The sequence below is a fragment of the Streptomyces agglomeratus genome, assembly GCF_001746415.1.
Lineage (GTDB): Bacteria > Actinomycetota > Actinomycetes > Streptomycetales > Streptomycetaceae > Streptomyces > Streptomyces agglomeratus.
On the sequence record NZ_MEHJ01000001.1, the window covers coordinates 784,240 to 801,334 of the forward strand.

Sequence of the window (17,095 nt, forward strand, 5' to 3'; positions counted from 1 at the left end):
GCGCCCGCCTGCCCGCGTCCCGGTGGCGTGCGGGTCGCCGTACGTCAGTCCTCCAGGCTCACCCGTACGGTCTTGACCTCGGTGTCCGCCGCGTCCGGTACGACCATGCCCGCGTCGACGCCATTGCGCAGGTACCGCAGGACTTCGGAGTTGAGCTTCTCGCCGGGAAGGGCGGCCGGGATGCCGGGCGGGTAGGGCGTGAGCATTTCGGCGCTGACGCGGCCGACGGCCTTCTCCCACGGCACCTGCTCGGTCCGCCCGAAGAAGGCGTCGCGCGGCAGCAGGACCTGCTCCAGCCGCAGGTCGGCCGGGTCCGGGATCTCCACTTGAGCAGCGGGCCGCAGTTCGTCCACATGGTCGACGACATCGCGCAGCGCGGCGATCAGCGCGTCGGCGCTGTCGGCGTCGTCCGCGTGGGTGAGTTGGGCACTGGTGCGCCGGTGGTCGGACAGGTGCAGGTTGATCCGGTGGTGTTCGCGGATCCAGTCGGCGGTGGTGCCGAGGCGGCTGATGTCGACGATGACCTGGAGGGGGTCGAGGTCGGCCGCCCGGCCGGGGCCGCAGAAGTCCTCGCGCCCGTGCACGTGCATGCCGTCGATCTCGGCGATCCGCGCCCGTACGGTCTTCGCCAGCGTGAGCGCGTCGTCGTAGAGGGCGTGGCCGTGCTCCACCATCTGGCGGCGCCATCCGTCGAGAGCGGCGTACATGAGTACGGAGGGGCTGGTGGTGCCCAGCACGTCCTCGCGGTTCTTGAGCACCTCGGGTTCGATCAGGTCGCCCTGGAGGTGGAAGACCGAGCTCTGTTCGAGCCCGGAGCCCATTTTGTGGACGGAGGTGACGCACACGTCCGCGCCGGCGTCCATGGCCCAGGTGGGCAGGTCCGGATGGAAGGGCAGGTGGGCGCCCCATGCCTCGTCGACGATGAGCGGTACGCCGTGTTCGTGGCACGTCTCGGCGATCGCGGGCAGGTCGGAGCAGGTGCCCTACGGCGTCGGTGTCGTGACCAGGGCGCCCCGGGCGTCGGGGTGCTCGGCGAAGGCGGCGCGGAAGGCGTCGGCGGACGGCGGGTGGGCGATGTGGCGCTCGGGATCCCACTGGGGGTCCACCCAGATCGGCACGATCCCGGCGAGTACGAGGCCGGACACCACGGCCTCGCGCGCGTCACGTCCCACGAGCAGCTTCTCGTGCGGCCCGGCGACGGACAGCATGGCGGCCTTGACCGACAGGGAGCTGCCGCAGGTCGAGAAGAAGGTGTGCTCGGCGCCGACGGCGTCGGCCATCAGCTCCTGGGCCTTCGCGAGGACGCCCTTGGACGAGGTCCGGTCGTCCAGGCCGCTGGTGGCGAGCACGTCGGAGTGGAGCACGGCGTCACCGAGGACCGCGCGCACGCGGGGGTCGGCTCCGCGCCCCTGCTTGTGGCCGGGCGGAGTGAAGGGGGTCTGCTTCTGGGCATGGTACGCGGCCAGCGCGTCGAGCACGGGTACCTGTGAGTGGTCCATGGCACAGCGGGTTCCCCACGAAAACGGGGCAAAAACCCACCGCGGGCCCGGCCGATGCGCTCCTTGCCGCGTCGGCGCCGGACCGGACGACGTGCCGCGTTCCGATGGCGCCGCCCGCGCGGTCGGGGCGGGCGGGGCTGCGGCCGGTGCCGGCGGGTGAGGCGGTACGTGCGGCCCGCCGGGACAGCGGTGCGGCCTTGACCGGTCGGCAACGTGGGCCCATTCGCCGCCCTGTTGGTGCGTATGACACCGAACGCGACCTGCGGGGCCGGCGGTTCGGCGCGGCGCTGCGCCTCTCATCAACCCATGAGGTACATGCGGGCTCGGCACCGAGAAGCGACGGCGGCGTATCAGACCCGCGACGGTGACCGCCGGCCGACGGGCGACGTCACGCCGACGCTGTCGGCTGCGGTGAGCAGCTCGTACGTTCCGGTCAGACGCAGCAGGCCGGCCGGCTGCTCCTGAAGCCCGGACACCACCAGGTGTCCGGCTTCCTGGCGCATGCGGCGGCGCAGGCGCAGCAGCAGGTTCAAGCCGCTGGAGTCCATGAAGGGCACCCCTGAGAGTTCCACGTGCAGCACCTTGCCGCCGAGCGGTACGACGACGGTGGCGTCTTCGACGGCGGGGAGGGTCTGCAAATCCAGCTCCCCGGCCACGGTGATGAGTGTCAGGCCGGGCTGCTGTTCGACGGTTACGGTGAAACTCTTCATGGTTCGCCCCTCAATCCAGGGGTCGAGCCCATCACGGCGGCCGGCGGACCGGCGGAGCCGTCAAGCGCGCGGCGTGGACCGCGCACAGCCAAGTAAGACCACCCGTACCGCGCCCCGGCCACGAACTGACCACAAGGGCGGCGCGGGGCCTCCCACCAGACCAGGCTGGCGTCCTCACACCCTCGCACACAACCGTTGCCCCATGTCAACTTTCAGGGAACCGACACCCAGCAGGGCGGAATGGTTAATACCGCATGACTTCAGCATGACGAGCAGGAAACGGAAGCGTATACACAAACCTCCGGCCGTGGACCGTCGTTGACACTCTCCGTGTCCGGAAGCTAACTTCACGGCGTCGTCGCCACACCAGGAGCACGAGGCTCCTCCGGGACTAGCGACGCGAAGGACCCCTTCCAGTTGACGACTGAGACCGTCTTCGAAAGCCAGCCCTTCACCCCGCCGGCGTCACCCGCCGGACTCTTCCAGATCCAGCCCTACACAGCCCACTGCCAGGTGATATGCGCCGAGGGCGCCCACGCCGTCATCGGCGTTTCACCCGGCAACAGTTACTTCTCCGCCCAGCGCGTCATCGACCTGGCCCGCTGGGGCATCGAGCACTTCCACCAGGTGGACTTCGTCTATACCGACCTCCACGTGGCCGAAATGTATGAGGCTTCCGGCTATCCCGCCGACGACGCCCGGCGCAAGGCCGTGAAGAACCTTCGCGGCGTACGGGCCAAGGTGTCCAACGCCGTGCAGACCGTCGATCCCGACGGCACACGGCTGCGCGCCCACCCCATGTCGGCGTTCACCTCGAACCCGGCGTACCGCGAGATTCACGACCACCTCCAGAACCGCCTGCGGACCGACGCGGAGTTCCGCACCACGTGCGAAGCGCTCGTCGACGCCTTCCTGTCCTCCAAGGTCCTGGACGGGAGAACCGCCACCGAGCGGCAGCGCGCGGTGTGCCTGGAGTACGTCTGCGCCGAAGCGCCACTGTTCCTGGACACACCCGCGATCCTGGGCGTCCCGTCGTCGCTCAACTGCTACCACCAGCTTCTGCCGATGGCCGAGCTGCTCTACTCGCGCGGTTCGGGCCTGCGTGCCTCCCGCAACCAGGGCCACGCCATTGTCACCCCCGCACAAGGAGACTCAGATGTCCGTTGAGACGCTGCCCGACGAGCTGATCGACTTCCCCTTCTCCTGGCGCGGCGACCAACTGCCCGACGAGATAGAGGTGTTGCGCAAGGAACCCGTCAAGCGGGTGCGGACGATCGCAGGCGACGAGGCGTGGCTGGTGTCGTCCCACGCGCTGTGCAGACAAGTCCTGGAGGACCGGCGGTTCAGCCTGAAGGACACCTCGGCGCCGGGTGTGCCCCGGCAGTACGCCCTGACGATCCCACCCGAGGTCGTCAACAACATGGGGAACATCACCGGGGCCGGGCTGCGCAAGGCGGTGCTCAAGGCGCTGAACCCGAAGGCCCCGGGTCTGGTCGAGTGGATGCGGTCGAACGCGGCCGAGCTGGTCGACAGCCTCATGGCGGAGGGCGCGCCGGCCGACCTGCGCGGACAGTTCGCCGATCCGTACTCGGCGGGCATGCACTGCCACATCCTCGGCATCCCGAAGGCGGACGCACCGCGCCTGATGCGGAGCCTGGACATCGCGTTCATGAACTCCGCGTGCCCCGTCACCGGGGCGAAACTGAACTGGGACCGCGACATCGCGTACATGGTGGAGCGCCTCGACGACCCGGCGACCACCGGTCTGATGGCCGAGCTGGCGGCCCTGCGCGAGGACCCGCAGTACGACCACCTCACCGACGAGATGCTGGCCACCGTCGGTGTCACCATGTTCGGCGCGGGCGTGATCTCCACGTCCGGGTTCCTGACCATGGCCCTCGTCTCCCTCATCCAGCACCCGGAACTGACGGCCGAACTGCTCGCCGACCGGGGCAAGATCCCGGCGGCCGTGGACGAGTTGCTGCGCATCAACCTGTCGATCGGCGACGGCCTGCCGCGCCTCGCGCTGGAGGACGTCACGCTCGGGGATGTCGAGGTGAAGAAGGGCGAGCTCGTGCTGGTCCTGGTCGAGGGCGCCAACTTCGATCCCGACGCGTTCGCCGACCCGCACAAGGTGGACCTGGCGCGGGAGAACAACACCGCGCACCTCTCCTTCGGGGGCGGGCAGCACTACTGCCCGGCGACGGCGCTGGGCAAGAGGCACGCGGAGATCGCCCTGGAGACGCTGCTGGAGAAGATGCCGGACTTCCGGCTGGCGGTCCCCGTCGAACAGCTCGTGTGGCGGACCAGGTTCATGAAGCGGATGCCTGAGCGGCTCCCCGTCATGTGGTAGCCGACCGCCTGGCCGGAACCGCCCACGAGTGGCCGCTGCCCCCCAGGGTCCGGCCGCCCTAGTCCCGGTAGGGCTGGACGCGTCCTCGCTCGCTGGAGCTCAGCGGCGGTTCTCTTTCCCGGGGCGGTTCTTGTTCTGCCCCTGCGCCTCGCCGTGAGGCTTGTGAGCGTCGTCGCGGTGCGCGGAGCCCGGACGCGTGCCGGTGCCGGTGGCGTGCGCGGCGCGTGTTCGGTCCTCTGCCGGTGCCCGTACGGCGGGACTGCCGCCCGGCTCGCCCGAGGTCCACCCGGCCGTCCGCACCGAGGCGGCGGGCTCGGGCGGGTCAGGAGCCTGCGGGGCGGGTCCGGTGGTGGCCGCGGTGGGCCGCCGGCCCACCGCCCCGGGGCCCTCGGCGGACGCGGTGGTGGAGGGCGGCTCCACGGCGGCGGCCCGGGGCGGCGTGGAGCCGGCCGACCGTGCGGTTCGGTCGCCCGGGTTGTCCGAGGCCACGAGAGTGGCACCGAGGACCGCCGTGAGCACCGCGGTGCCCGTGGCCGCCAGCAGGTGGCGGGCCCGGCCCGGCCCGTGCGGTTGCCGCGAGGGGTACCGGGCCCCGGCGGTCTTCAGCGTGGCCGGTGCGGGGCCGCTGTGACCGGCGGGGGCAGGCGCGGCAGTCGTGGGCGGCGGCACGAAACCCGGGTCGCCGCCGAGCGCGGACAGCGCCTGCGCACACTGCTCGGCGTCGGGACGCGCCTCCTCCTCCAGGGCGGTCATGGCCCGTACCGTGCGAGCCAGCCCTTCGGGCACCGAGCCGGGTATCTCCGGCGGCCGGTGCAGACGGGCCAAGGCCGCCTCCAGGGGAGCGCCGTGGTATTCGAGTTCTCCCTTGAGGCATTCGAGCAGCAGGAGTCCGAGGGCGTAGATGTCGGCGGCCGGGCCCGCTCCCCTGCCCAGCACCTGCTCGGGCGCCAGATAGGCGGCGGTGCCTATCAGGGCTCCCGAGGCCGTGTTCCTCGTGGAGTTCATCATCCGCGAGATGCCGAAGTCGGTGAGATGCGGCCGTCCGGCGTCATCCAGCAGGACGTTCGAGGGCTTCACGTCGCGGTGCACGATGCCGGCGGCGTGCACATGAGCGAGGGCGTGCGCCAGGTCGGCGCCCAGCTCGGCGACGTACGCGGGTTCCAGGGGCCCGGTCACGGTCCGCCGGCGGAGGGTCTGCCCCTTCACGAGTTGCATGACGAGGTATTCGCACTCGTTGTGCCGGCCCCTGTCGTACACGGTGACCAGCCCCGGGTGCCGCAGGCGGGCGAGCAGTACGGCCTCGTCGGCGAAGCGTTCCTCCATCTCCGGGTCGGAGCCCGGCCGGAAGACCTTGACGGCCACGGGCCGCCTGAGCCGGAGATCGAGCCCTTCGTAGACGTCGGCGACGCCTCCTGTGCCGATCTTCGCTCCCAACCGGTAGCGTCCGGCCACGATTTCGGCGGACAACCGGAACGCCGGAGGGAAAGGCGATTGGCGGACCCTCATCTGGTCTCCCGTAACTGTCACCACGAGCAGGCACGAACATGGACAACGCTGTGGATCGCGTACCCGCTGTGCGGTCCACCATCCGCCTCGAATCGCTTGCCTTCCCGATGCGCCGACCGCCCGGACCGCGTCACGCGCCCACCGTGGTGTCACCGTCGGGCGTGCCGGATCCCTCCGCCCGCCTCATGGTGGCGATCGCGGCGAGCACCACCGCGAGGGCCAGAACCAGGAGCCCGCGCAGCCACACCCGGGCCTCGATCTGCGTGGCGAGGACGACACAGGAGAGCGCGCCCAGTACGGGCAGCACGGTGGGGGCCCGGAAGTGGTCCGGCCGTCCCCGGTCGCGGCGCTGCACGAGAACGGCGGCGTTGACGACGAGGAACACGACGAGCAGGAGCAGCACAAGGGTGGAGGCCAGGGTGGCGGCGCCGCCTGTCAGGGCGAGGAGGGCCGACAGTGCGGTGGTGGCCGCGATCGCCACCCAGGGGGTCCGGCGGCGCGGGAGCACCTGGGCCAGTGGGGCGGGCAGCAATCCGTCGCGTGCCATGCCGTAGGCGAGCCGCGAGGACATGATGCCGGTGAGCAGCGCGCCGTTGGCCACGGCGACGAGCGCGACGGCGCTGAAGAGCCACGGCGGAACACCCCCGGCCGCCCTGACGACTTCGAGCAGCGGCCCGCTGGACTCGGCGAGCTTCGCCGTCGGTACGGCCGCGGAGGCGGCGATCCCCACGAGTACGTACACGGCCCCTGCCGTGGCGAGCGCGCCGAACAGGGCGCGGGGGTAGGACCGCCGGGGATCACGGGTCTCCTCGGCGACGTTGACGGACGTCTCGAAGCCGACGAAGGAGTAGTAGGCGAGTACGGAACCGCTCAGGACCGCGGCGGCGGCACCCTTCTCGGGCGTGCCGAGCCGGGTGAGACGCGCGAGGTCGCCGTCGCCGCGCAGGAGCAGCCAGGCGCCGAGGGCCACGACGACGAGGAGGCCGCCGACCTCGATGACGGTGGCGACGGCGTTGGCGCGGGTCGACTCCTTGATGCCACGGGCGTTGATCAGTGCGAGCGCCAGGAGGAAGCCCACCGCGACGAGGCCGACGGGCAGGGTCACGAATTCCGTCAGGTAGTCGCCGGCGAAGCCCCGGGCGAGTGCCGCGACCGATACGACGCCGGCCGCGAGCATGCAGAACCCGGCGACGAAGCCGGCGAACGGTCCGAACGCCCTGGTGGCGTAGTGGGATGCGCCGCCCGATCTGGGGTACTTGGTCGCCAGTTCGGCGTAGGAGGCGGCGGTCAGCAGCGCCAGCAGGAGGGCGACGGCGAGAGGCACCCAGACCGCCCCGCCCGAGTCGGCGGCGACCTCGCCCACCAGGACGTACACCCCGGCGCCGAGGACATCGCCCAGGATGAAGAAGTACAGCAGTCCCGTGGTGAGGGTCTGCTGGAGGGCGGGGCCGGACGTGGCTGTGGGCGGCTGCTGCTCGACTGTCGACATGCCGCTTCATGTCCCCGCGATCGCCCCGGCCACGCACGCGGCCGTGCCCGACGTCACGCGCCCGGCTGTACGGGCCGGCGCACTCCCGCGACGTCGTTTCGTACCGGCCGCCGAAGTCCACCCCGCGTGACGTCCTCATCGCGCATGACGCGCGAGCCGTGGCGGCGGCCGGTGGGCCCCCGGCCGCCGGCCTCGGATTCACCACCGCGCCATGGCGTGCGGGCACCTTTGCCGGGCAGCAGGGAGGAGAGCCTGTCGGCAGCCGTGCGACGAGGAAGCGGCGATGCGGGCGGGCAGGGTGGAACGGAGTGGTGGTCTCATGGCGGTCGGTGTCCCCGCAAGCGGCTCGGCGCGCGGTGGCGAACGCGGAGCGTACGCCAGGGCCCTGGCCCGTACGCCTGTCGCTCTGTGGGAGGACGACCTCACCGACTGGGCGGCCGCGTTGACGTACTACGCGGTCCTGGCGGTCTTCCCGGCCCTGCTGGTGATCGTCTTCGCCATCGCGCTGCTCGGCACGGGCTCCCCCGAGGAGGTCATCGCACAGTTCGGCGCCTTCGTACCGCGCACGGCCCGACCGGTGCTCGAGCAGGCACTGGGCAGCCGGCCGCAGGGGGCTTCGGGCCCGTGGCTGCTGGTCGTACTCACGGGCGGCGCGGCGCTCTGGTCCTCCTCCAGCTATCTGGCCGTGTTCCGGCGCGCGCTGCACGCGATGTACGGCGTGGCGGACTGCCGTCCGGCGTGGCGCACGCTGCCCGCCATCCTGCTCAGGGCGCTGACCGTCCTGGCGCTGCTGGTCAGCGGCGTGCTGACGCTGACCGCCACCGGACGGATCGCCCGTGCCATCGGCCGGGGAACCGGCACGGACCATCAGGCGGCGCTCGTGTGGGCGGGCTTGAAGTGGCCGCTGCTGTTCCTGGTGGTCGTCGCCCTGGTCCTGCTGCTCTTCCGGTCCGGGCCGTCCGAGTCCCGGGGGCTGCGGCAGACGGTGGCCGGCGGGGCGCTGGCGGTGGTGCTGTGGCTCGTGGCCTCGGCGGGCTTCGCGTTCTACGCCTCGCACATCGCGACGTACAACCGTCTCTACGGTTCCCTGGCGGGTGTGGTGGCCTTTCTCGTCTGGCTGTGGGTGTCCCACGTCGTCCTGCTGGGCGGGGCGCAGTTCAACGCCGAACTCGCCCGGGACGGACGGCCGAAGAAGCCCGACCCCTGCTCTCCCCCGGTGTGACGCGAGGTGATGCGCCCCGGCCATCACGGTTCACCCGGCCGCGACGGGCAACACGTGGGACATGACAACGGGTAGCGGCACGGCCGCCGGACGGATCAGACCCCTGCTGCTGTTGCCACCGCTGTGGGCACTGATGGTGGGAGCGGGTCTGCTGATCACCGGCCCGGCCGCCTCCTGGTGGCCCCTTGCGGCCGAGGGCGATGTCAACGCCTGGTTCGCCGGGCATCGCACCGGGCCGGCCACGGCGGTGACCGAGTGGCTGACGCTCGTCGCCTCCACCGAAAGCATCATCGGCATCACCCTTGTCTGCGTCGTCGCGCTGGTCGTGCTGCCGCGCGTGCCGCGGTGGCGGGAGGCGGTGTTCCTCGGCGGGTCGGTCGCGGCGCAGTCGGCGCTCTTCCTGTTCATCACCCTGTGCGTGGAGCGGCCGCGCCCCGACGTGCCCCATCTCGATCCGGCCCCGCCCACCTCCAGCTTCCCCTCCGGTCACGTGGGCGCGTCGGTCGCGCTCTACGGCGGGCTGGCCACACTCGCGGTCACCCGGCTGCGCGGCCCGTGGCGGTACGCCGCCGCGGCAGTGCTGCTGGTCGTTCCGCCCACCGTGGCCTTCTCCCGCCTGTACCGGGGGATGCACCATCCGAGCGATGTGGTGGGCGGCCTGGTCAACGGCGCGTGCACCCTGCTCGTCATCGGGTACGCGCTGCTGGCGCCGCGCCGGCGTCCCGCTCCGGTGCCCGCCGGCCGTGAGAGCGGTCCCCTGCCCCTGGCCCGAGCCGCCGGGAGCGCCGTCGGCGGCGTCCGGGGTGTCCGGCGCGTCGTCGTGGTGCGCCATCCCCTGGCGTGCACGGAGAAGTTGGCCCAGCAGGTACACGGCGTCCTGGTCCGTCACGGCTGCACCGATGTGCGGTGGACGTCGACGACGGCCGAACGCCCCTGCGGCGACCTCGCCGCGTACACGGCGGCCGGGCGGGTCGACCTGGTCGTGGTGTGCGGAGGGGACGGCACCGTACGCGCCTGCGCGGACGAGCTGTCCGGCAGCGGCACCGCCCTGGCGGTCGTCCCGTGCGGTACGGGCAATCTGCTCGCGCGCAACCTCGGGTTGCCCGTGAAGCCCGCCGCGGCCCTGGACCGGGCACTCAGCGGCGACCGCGTCCGTATCGACGTCGGGCGGGTGAGCGGGGACGGTATCGCGCCGACCCGCTTCACCGTCATGGCCGGTGCCGGGTTCGACGCGTTGATGGTGCGCGACGCCTCACCACAGCTCAAGGCGTCCTTGGGCTGGCTCGCCTACGTCGCCTCGGCCGTACGTCATCTCGGCGATCCCCCGATGCGGTTGTCGATCCGGCTCGACACGGGCGAGCTCCTGTCCCGACGCGCGCGCATGGTCGTCATCGGCAATGTCGGCGCCCTACAGGGCGGCGTGCCGCTCCTTCCGGACGCCCGGCCCGACAGCGGACGGCTGGAGGTGGTCCTGCTCGATCCCGTCGGCGCCGCCGGTTGGCTCGCGGCGGCGGCGCACCTGCTGCGCGGCATGACGGCCGGCCACTTCCGGCGCTCGGGCGGGAGGAGGGGGAGGGTCGGGACGACAGGGACTGTCGGGATGACAGGAACGGCCGGGACGAGGGGGACGGCCCAGGCCGCCGGGCCGTCTGCGCGACGGCTCGTGGCGCGCGGCGCCCTGGAGTACTTCAGCGCGGCCCGGGTCGACATCCGCTTCGCCGGGCCACAGGCCCGCGAAGTTGACGGCGACTGCGCCGTCGAGGGCACGCGACTGGTCGCGGAGGTGGAACCGGGCGCGCTGCTGGTCCAGTTGCCCAGGAGCCGGCGCTCCGCCGCCACCCGCCCGTCCCGGGCGACGGACCCCGCACTCACCGGGGCCTCGGAGACCGAAGCACCGGCCCTCCGGTCCGGGCCCTACCCCGCACCCCGCATCCACACCCCCTGACGGCGAGCACGACGACCGGCACCCCGGCCCTGCGGCCCCCGTACGCCCGGGGCGAGGCACACCGGCGTCACCCGCGCCGCTCGGCCAGGCCCGTAACGGTCTTTGAGAGGAGGCGCACCGCGCCATGGAACAACGATCCGAGCGCCGGCGCCCCGCCGGCCCGCCACGACGCGTAGGACCACTGATCTCCCGCCACTGGGGGCCGGACGTCAAGCTCGGCATGCGGCTGGCCGGCACCGCCGTCGCCACCGTGGTGGCGGCCGTGCCTGCGGCCCTGGCACTGGTGCTGGTCGAGGCCCAGTGGGCGCCGTTGCGACGGCTCGACCGGGGCGCGGCCGCATCGCTGCACCAACAGGTTCTTGAGCACCCCTGGCTGGTACGCGTCCTCCGGTTCCTCACGGATGTCGTGTGGGGGCCGGTGACCATGCGCCTGCTGGTGGCCGTGCTCGTGGTGTGGCTCCTGAGCCGCCGCGCCTGGCGGCTGGCGGCCTGGGCGGCGGTCACGGCGCTGGCAGGCGCCGCGGCCGGTCTGCTGGCCAAGAACACCGTCGAACGTGCCCGCCCGCACCTGCCGGATCCGGTGGCGCACAGTCCCGGCTTCTCGTTCCCCTCGGGGCACGCGATGACGGCTACGACCTCCTGCGCCATTCTGCTGCTGGTCCTGATTCCGCTGGTGCCCCGGCGTTGGCGCCCGGTGCCCTGGGTCCTCGCTGTCGTCGCGGTTCTGGGCGTCAGCGGTACGCGTGTGGCGCTGGGGGTCCACTGGGTCAGCGACGTGATCGGCGGCTGGTGCCTGGGCCTCGCCGTGGTCACCGCTACGGCGCTCGCCTTCGAGGCCTGGCGTTCGGACATCGGGCGTCTTCCCACGACGCCCGCACAGGGCCTGGAACCGGAGATCGCCGACGCGGACCGTCCCGCCGTCGCCGCACACGGTGGGCGAAGCCGGCCGCTGTGATCGCGGCAGGGCGGGCCGTGATGTGACCACTTCATGAAGTCCGCCGGGCGGCGCGAGCGCCCTCGCCTTCAGGCGTGAAAACCGGCCCAAGATTTTTCTCCGGTGGGGGCCGCGCCCCGCCGACCGCCAATTCGCCGCCCGGGAGGGAACGTTACGGGAACGCGAGGGCCGAACCGATGCCGTCGGCGCCGGCCGGCGGTGCCCGGTGTACGGATTGACGCCCGCGCCGTGCGGGGGCGGACTGGGCGACGAGGCGGGAGGCACGTGCGGGCCGGAGGGCGTTCCGGCGTGCGTGTCTCATCCAATTTCCGCTTCCGGCTTCCACGCCGGGAACCCCTTACCGACGAATTGCAGAACACTCGCTCCTCAAGTGCAATTCCCCTGTGAGGAATGGCCTTCAGGACGCCCCCAGGTCGCATGCCGAGGGCTTGCCACGCTGCGAAATGCGGAAGAAACTGTTGTCGCGGTGTTGCTTTTCGATCTACACTGCGCCGGCCCTCACCCCCGAAGGGAATTCCTCCGTGAACGTGAAAGCACGAATGACGATCCAGGGCAGCACGAACCTGAGCTGGGCACGCGTGATCCAGGTCATCGTCATCACCATCCTGGTCGTACTGGCCCTGGTGAACGAAGGAGTCACGCCGCTGCTCTGACCGCTCACCGACCAGGTGGTTTCATGCTCTTGAGGGGTTGCCCGTTGCAGCGGGCGGCCCCTCAAGTCTTTTTGTGCGTGTGTTGAGCATAGCGCTCCGCGCACTCCGGGGAAAGCCTCGCCCACGCATTAGTGTGAAACCGATCGGTAGGCAGTCCCCGTATCCTCCGACGTCGGATAATTTGAAGCAAGCTTTCATATACCCCCCTCCGTCAGCCACTCGTGGGAGCGCGCACACGATCGGCTTGGGAATGATATCCGCGGGGGTTGGAGCAGAAATTGAACAACGAACTGAACCAGGACGAGGGCCGGCCTTCATTCTGAAGCGCCGGGCGCGCCGCAGGGTGCTCAGAGCACCAGCACTCGTCGGAACGAGACGCGGTCGTCGGCTTCGTGATGCGTGACGGTCTCGCCGTCGATCTCCACCCAGGCGTGGAACCGGTACGGGTCGTCGGCACTGCCGAGGCACCAGTCGGCCGTGAGCCCGGCGAGCGCGAGCCCCAGCACCGTGCCGAGCGAGTGCTCCAGGCAGGCGGCTCGCCCCGGATACCCGTCCGCGGCCCGCCGGACGACCGCGAGCATCGCCTCGGCCTGGCGCATCGTGGCCGGACGCAGGCGTGCCCGCGGCCGCTTCAGTGCGTCCACGGCGAGCACGGGAACGCGGAAGGGAAGCCGCAGCAGCACCAGCGCGAGGCACAGCCCGAGCCACCCGGCCGTCCTGAGCCACCGGACGCCGTCGGCCGACGGCGCGCAGTCCGGCGGCGCGCACCCGCTCTCCTTCCTCGCGTCCGGGGCCGCGCCCGTGTCCGGGGCCGCACCCGCGACAGGGGTCCGGTCCATCTCGGCGGCCACGAGGCCGCGTTCGACCAGGTCGTCGGCGAGCCGTTCGGCGTCCAGCCGTACGTGGTCGTACCGCACCCCCGGGAATCGGTCGGCGACCGTCTGTACGCCGGTGTCGAAATCGCCGGTGCGTCGCCACTCCTCCCAGAGGTCGCGTGCCGTGCCGTTCATCGCGTACCACTGCCCGGACCGGGCGTTGAAGAGCACGGTCCCGCCGTGCGGTGCCTCGCCGGCGTGGACGTGCTGGGGAATCCGGAGCTCGGTCACGAGCTGCCTCCGTACTGCGAGTCGCCTGGCCATGACGTGTCCCTCAGCCACAACTCGACGCCGAGGAAGCGGTTCAGGGCGGGGAAGGGGGCGCGCAGCCCCATCAGGGCGCGTTCCAGAGAGGCCGCGACGGCGCGCGGGTCGATGACGTCGAGGGCGGCCAGGCGGGACGTACGGATGATGTCCCGCAGCGTCCCTGCGGCGAGCCGGGCACCCTGGTAGTCCTCGTCGGAGTAGTCGCCCTTCGTCCGCCGGGCCAGCACGGGGGCGGGGACGGCGCCCGCCAGTGCCGAACCGAGCAGCGGTTTGAAGGCCGGGGGCTCGCAGCGGCGGTGGGCGGGCAGCAGCAGGCAGGCCCGGACGACGTCGTTGTCGAGGAAGGGGGCCTGCGGCCAGATCCCGAAGGGCGCTGCCGCACACGCGAGTTGGCGCTGCGCCGAGGCTGACGTACGCAACTCGTGGAGGGTTGTGCGGAGGTCCGGCGGGCCGTCGTCCGTCCGCCGTCCTCGCGGCCGTCGCCCGGCGGCCCCCGTACGGGCGAGTTCGGCGAGTTCCCCGCGTGCGGAGGCCGTGAGCCAAGCCGCTTCGGGGCCCGGAGGGACCCACCAGCTCAGCGTGTCCAGCCAGTGCGGGTCGTGCGCCCCCGGTGACTCCAGGCGTTCGGCCGTCTGCCGCAGGGCTGTTGCCGGCGGAGTGCGCGCCAGTCGGGCAGCCCTGCCCGCGACGCGGAGGGGCGAGGTGTGGCGCGCTCTCGCCAGCACGTGCGCGTCCCGGAGCAGCCTGCGCAGCCCGCCCGGCCGGGCGAGGCCCGCCAGGTAGGAGGGCGGCGGGCTGAGGAGTGCGTCGCCGCCCTCGCCGCCGAGGTGGACGTCACAACCGTGCTGGGCGATGCGTTCCAGGCGGAGCCGCGTACGGGCCGCGCCCACCGCTGCGGGGTTGGGCTCCCCGTCGCATTCCGCGTCGTACAGGCCCTGGTAGGGCAGGGTGTCGGCGGTCGTCCCCGTCACGACTTCGAGACGGAGCCGTTCGTCGAGCCGGGCGTAGTCGCGGGCGTACTCCAGGTCGTCGCAGGACGTGTCCGCCCGGTGATAGGTGAAAACGGGTAACGGGTCCGTCCGGTGGCGCAGCGACAGGAAGGCCACAGAAGTGGAATCGAGTCCGCCGCTGAAGTCGGCTGTCAGGGTCCGGGCCCGCGCGGCGCGCAGGCGCACCGAATCTTCGAGGGCCGCTCCGAGCGCCTCGGCCGCGGTCGCCGCTGATGCCTCAGGTGGGGGCTGGAGAGTCTCGTACTCCCACTGGACGGCCGCGCCGTCGGCGGTGATCCGCAAGGCGTGCCCGCCGCCCAGCCGCTCGACACCGGCCACCACGGACCGGTTCCCGGGCAGCAGGGGTATGCCGGGGCAGAAGATGTGCGCGGCGAGGACCTGTGGGTCCGGGCAGCAGCCGCCGCCGGCCGCGACCGCTACGTCCTTCGGCCGCGAACCGATCCAGGTGCGGCCCGGGCGACGCCGGTAGTACAACGGGTACTGCCCGGCCAGGTCGGCGAAGGCCGTGAGATCTCCGGGGCGTACGACGATGCAGAGGTAGCTGCCCGCCCACCGGGTCAGGGGCGTGAGCCGGTCCGTGGCGAGCGCCCGCTCGGCGTCAGCCGCGAACTGCCGCTCCTCGGCGAGACACTGCCCGACGGTGATGACAGTGCCGCCCGCGCCCCGGAAACTGCGCAGTTCGCCTTCCCGCCAGTGACCGGTCACGTCCGTGAGGGGGGCGGACGAGCCGGTGAGAAGCGGGAAGCAGCCGGTGAAGTCCGGGTGGAGCCGCCCGTCGGTGCTGTGGTCGGGTGCGGTCACGTCCCTCACCAGTAGTAATGGGAGTTGGCGTCGGCGGTGCCACTGCTGGAGCTTCCGAGAGTCACCTCCCGGACATGACCGAGATCAACCACGACCGGGGAGGCGTAAGAGTCGTCGCGGTCGGGTTCCGCCGCGGCGCCATGTTCCTGAGCAGCAGTATCGGAAACAGAGGGCCGGGCCACCGACCGTTCGGCGTATTTTCTCAGCAAGGTCATATATCCACCTGATGTTGACTCAAAAGGCGCATGCAATTGCATGAACGAACACGTTCGGACAGAGTCTGCTATTCGACTTTAGCCGCACACGGGGTTTTCGCACCCCTGGCGTGCGGCCACCATGGCAGGCGTGAGCGGCCGTTGTCCACGCGCGACGACAGGTGCTCGACGAGGTGAGGGCCTCGACGCGGAGACTCGCGCCCCTCCCCCGCAACACACCGCGGCGTCAATTCGCAGAGCTGTGGACCGACGGTGCGGGCGCGGAGTTCAGCTCGTCGCTGTGCGCCGTACGGAACAGGCGCCGAGCTTCAATTCCCGCTCAGTCCTTCTCCACGTCCGTCCTTCGCAAGGAGGTCAGACCGAGCACCAGTGCCCCTTGCGCCTCGGACAGCGGATTCATCGAACTCAGCTTGAGGGCGAATTCACTGTGCGGCCCCACCGCACCCCGCAGTCCGTAGCGTGCGAGGGACTCCCGGCAGGGCTCCAGCACCAGGTTCTGCGCGGCGGCGAGCTGCCCGCCCAGGACGATCAAGTCCGGGTTGAGGAGGTTGCAGACCAGCGCGAGGGCCCGGCCGAGCACCCGTCCGGCGTCCCGCACCACCCGCTCGCACACCGCGTCGCCCGACTGCGCCCGTTCGATCAGCGAGGCGAGGGAGTACGGTACATCGGCCACGCTGCCGGCCAGTGCCTCGCGGGCCTGACGGACGAGCGCGTCGGCACCGATGATCGTCTCCAGACAGCCGCGCCCGCCGCAGCGGCAGACCATGCCGTCCGGGTCGAGCACGAGATGACCGATCTCGCCGGCCATTCCGTGCCCGCGAATGGGGTTGCTGCTGATGACGAGCCCGGCGCCGATGCCGGTGGAGCCCTTGACGTAGACGACGATCTCGCAGTGGCCGTCCGTGCCGTACGTCTGCTCCGCGAGCGCACCGAGGTTGGCGTCGTTGTCGAGGGCGCCCTGGACGCGCAGCCACTCCCCCAGGTCGTCCGACGGAGCGTCCCCTTCGCTCCACGGGGGCAGCACGGGCGTACGGAACCTGCCGGTCCGGGGGTCGACCATCCTCGGCACCGCCACACCGAGGGACACGACGTCCTCCAGTTCACGGCCGGTCTTGGCGACCGCCTCCCGTACGGCCTGCTTCAGGGAGGGCATGATCTCGCCCAGGCCCCGGTTCGCGCCGCTCCCCACGTGCTCCCAGTGCGTCTCGGTGACGGGGCGGTCGACCCGCCGGGCCACGACGGTCGCCTGGTTGAAGCCGAGGTGGACGCCGACCGCGACGTTGCGCGTGGGGGCGAGGCAGACCCTCGCCCCGCGCCCGGGCTCCGAGACCAGGACGTCGGCCGTCTGTAACTCCCGGACGATGTTCGAAACGGTGGACTGAGCGAGTCCGGTGCGCCGGGCCAAATCGGCCTGGCTGTCGCTCTTGATCATGACGGAGAGGAGGACGTGCTTGAAGTTGATCGCTTTGGTGCCCCGGGCCGCGCTCAGGCGATCACGTAACTGGAGCATCGGACCCCCCGCAATTCAGCGATTCAGTCTTCCGACATTAGCATGGTGATCTTCAAATCGAACGAGGGGTGTTTTCAAATGAATA

Annotated in this window: 14 protein-coding genes and 1 pseudogene; 7 read left to right on the forward strand and 8 right to left on the reverse strand. The window is 71.4% G+C overall.

The window, feature by feature from the left end; translation table 11 throughout:
* Nucleotides 1-44: 44 nt before the first annotated feature.
* Nucleotides 45-1,499, reverse strand: a pseudogene (locus AS594_RS03120) (aminotransferase class I/II-fold pyridoxal phosphate-dependent enzyme).
* Nucleotides 1,500-1,849: 350 nt separating this feature from the next.
* Nucleotides 1,850-2,209: an STAS domain-containing protein gene (locus AS594_RS03125; protein ID WP_069925544.1), complete on the reverse strand. Its 360-nt coding sequence runs from the start codon at nucleotides 2,207-2,209 to the stop codon at nucleotides 1,850-1,852.
* A gap of 417 nt (nucleotides 2,210-2,626) precedes the next feature.
* Between AS594_RS03125 and AS594_RS03130 the strand changes: the two genes are divergently transcribed.
* The gene (locus AS594_RS03130) at nucleotides 2,627-3,376 is read left to right on the forward strand and encodes a cyclodityrosine synthase (protein ID WP_079148315.1); all 750 of its coding nucleotides are present in this window, start codon (nucleotides 2,627-2,629) and stop codon (nucleotides 3,374-3,376) included.
* A complete protein-coding gene (locus tag AS594_RS03135; RefSeq protein ID WP_069925545.1) occupies nucleotides 3,366-4,562 on the forward strand; it encodes a cytochrome P450 in 1,197 nt (398 codons plus the stop codon). The genes AS594_RS03130 and AS594_RS03135 overlap by 11 nt, the downstream gene beginning before the upstream one ends.
* 99 nt (nucleotides 4,563-4,661) lie before the next feature.
* Here the strand turns inward: AS594_RS03135 and AS594_RS03140 are convergent, their stop codons facing one another.
* Both AS594_RS03140 and AS594_RS03145 read right to left on the reverse strand, forming a co-directional pair.
* On the reverse strand, nucleotides 4,662-6,014 hold the full coding sequence (locus tag AS594_RS03140) for a serine/threonine-protein kinase (protein ID WP_240508919.1): 1,353 nt from the start codon (nucleotides 6,012-6,014) through the stop codon (nucleotides 4,662-4,664).
* 184 nt (nucleotides 6,015-6,198) lie between these two features.
* A complete protein-coding gene (locus AS594_RS03145) occupies nucleotides 6,199-7,557 on the reverse strand; it encodes an APC family permease (RefSeq protein ID WP_069925547.1) in 1,359 nt (452 codons plus the stop codon).
* On the opposite strand from AS594_RS03145, the gene AS594_RS47185 reads away from it, so the two are divergent.
* From AS594_RS47185 to AS594_RS47190, 5 genes are all read left to right on the forward strand, one after another.
* Complete coding sequence (locus AS594_RS47185; RefSeq protein ID WP_256098434.1) at nucleotides 7,556-7,687, forward strand: hypothetical protein; 132 nt, start codon at nucleotides 7,556-7,558, stop codon at nucleotides 7,685-7,687. The genes AS594_RS03145 and AS594_RS47185 overlap by 2 nt on opposite strands.
* Before the next feature lie 189 nt (nucleotides 7,688-7,876).
* Nucleotides 7,877-8,779, forward strand: a complete 903-nt coding sequence (locus tag AS594_RS03150) for a YihY/virulence factor BrkB family protein (protein ID WP_079148314.1) — start codon at nucleotides 7,877-7,879, stop codon at nucleotides 8,777-8,779.
* A gap of 61 nt (nucleotides 8,780-8,840) precedes the next feature.
* Complete coding sequence (locus AS594_RS03155; RefSeq protein ID WP_107357991.1) at nucleotides 8,841-10,724, forward strand: bifunctional phosphatase PAP2/diacylglycerol kinase family protein; 1,884 nt, start codon at nucleotides 8,841-8,843, stop codon at nucleotides 10,722-10,724.
* 220 nt (nucleotides 10,725-10,944) lie between these two features.
* Nucleotides 10,945-11,679 carry a phosphatase PAP2 family protein gene (locus AS594_RS03160; RefSeq protein ID WP_069930233.1) on the forward strand — a complete coding sequence of 245 codons (735 nt, stop codon included), beginning with the start codon at nucleotides 10,945-10,947 and terminating at the stop codon, nucleotides 11,677-11,679.
* A 521-nt stretch (nucleotides 11,680-12,200) separates the two neighbouring features.
* Nucleotides 12,201-12,332: a hypothetical protein gene (locus tag AS594_RS47190; RefSeq protein ID WP_256096989.1), complete on the forward strand. Its 132-nt coding sequence runs from the start codon at nucleotides 12,201-12,203 to the stop codon at nucleotides 12,330-12,332.
* A 347-nt stretch (nucleotides 12,333-12,679) separates the two neighbouring features.
* On the opposite strand, the gene AS594_RS40800 is transcribed toward AS594_RS47190, so the two are convergent.
* The 4 genes from AS594_RS40800 to AS594_RS03175 all read right to left on the reverse strand — a co-directional run bounded on the left by AS594_RS40800 (nucleotide 12,680) and on the right by AS594_RS03175 (nucleotide 17,010).
* Nucleotides 12,680-13,438, reverse strand: coding sequence for a lasso peptide biosynthesis B2 protein (locus tag AS594_RS40800; RefSeq protein ID WP_079148312.1), 759 nt, complete (start codon nucleotides 13,436-13,438; stop codon nucleotides 12,680-12,682).
* Nucleotides 13,435-15,285 carry an albusnodin/ikarugamycin family macrolactam cyclase gene (locus tag AS594_RS03170; RefSeq protein WP_069925550.1) on the reverse strand — a complete coding sequence of 617 codons (1,851 nt, stop codon included), beginning with the start codon at nucleotides 15,283-15,285 and terminating at the stop codon, nucleotides 13,435-13,437. The genes AS594_RS40800 and AS594_RS03170 overlap by 4 nt, the downstream gene beginning before the upstream one ends.
* Before the next feature lie 5 nt (nucleotides 15,286-15,290).
* Entirely contained in the window at nucleotides 15,291-15,500 is a 210-nt protein-coding gene (locus AS594_RS42790) for a lasso RiPP family leader peptide-containing protein (RefSeq protein WP_107357990.1), read from the reverse strand.
* Nucleotides 15,501-15,819: 319 nt separating this feature from the next.
* Nucleotides 15,820-17,010, reverse strand: coding sequence for an ROK family transcriptional regulator (locus AS594_RS03175; protein ID WP_069925551.1), 1,191 nt, complete (start codon nucleotides 17,008-17,010; stop codon nucleotides 15,820-15,822).
* Between the last annotated feature and the right edge of the window lie 85 nt (nucleotides 17,011-17,095).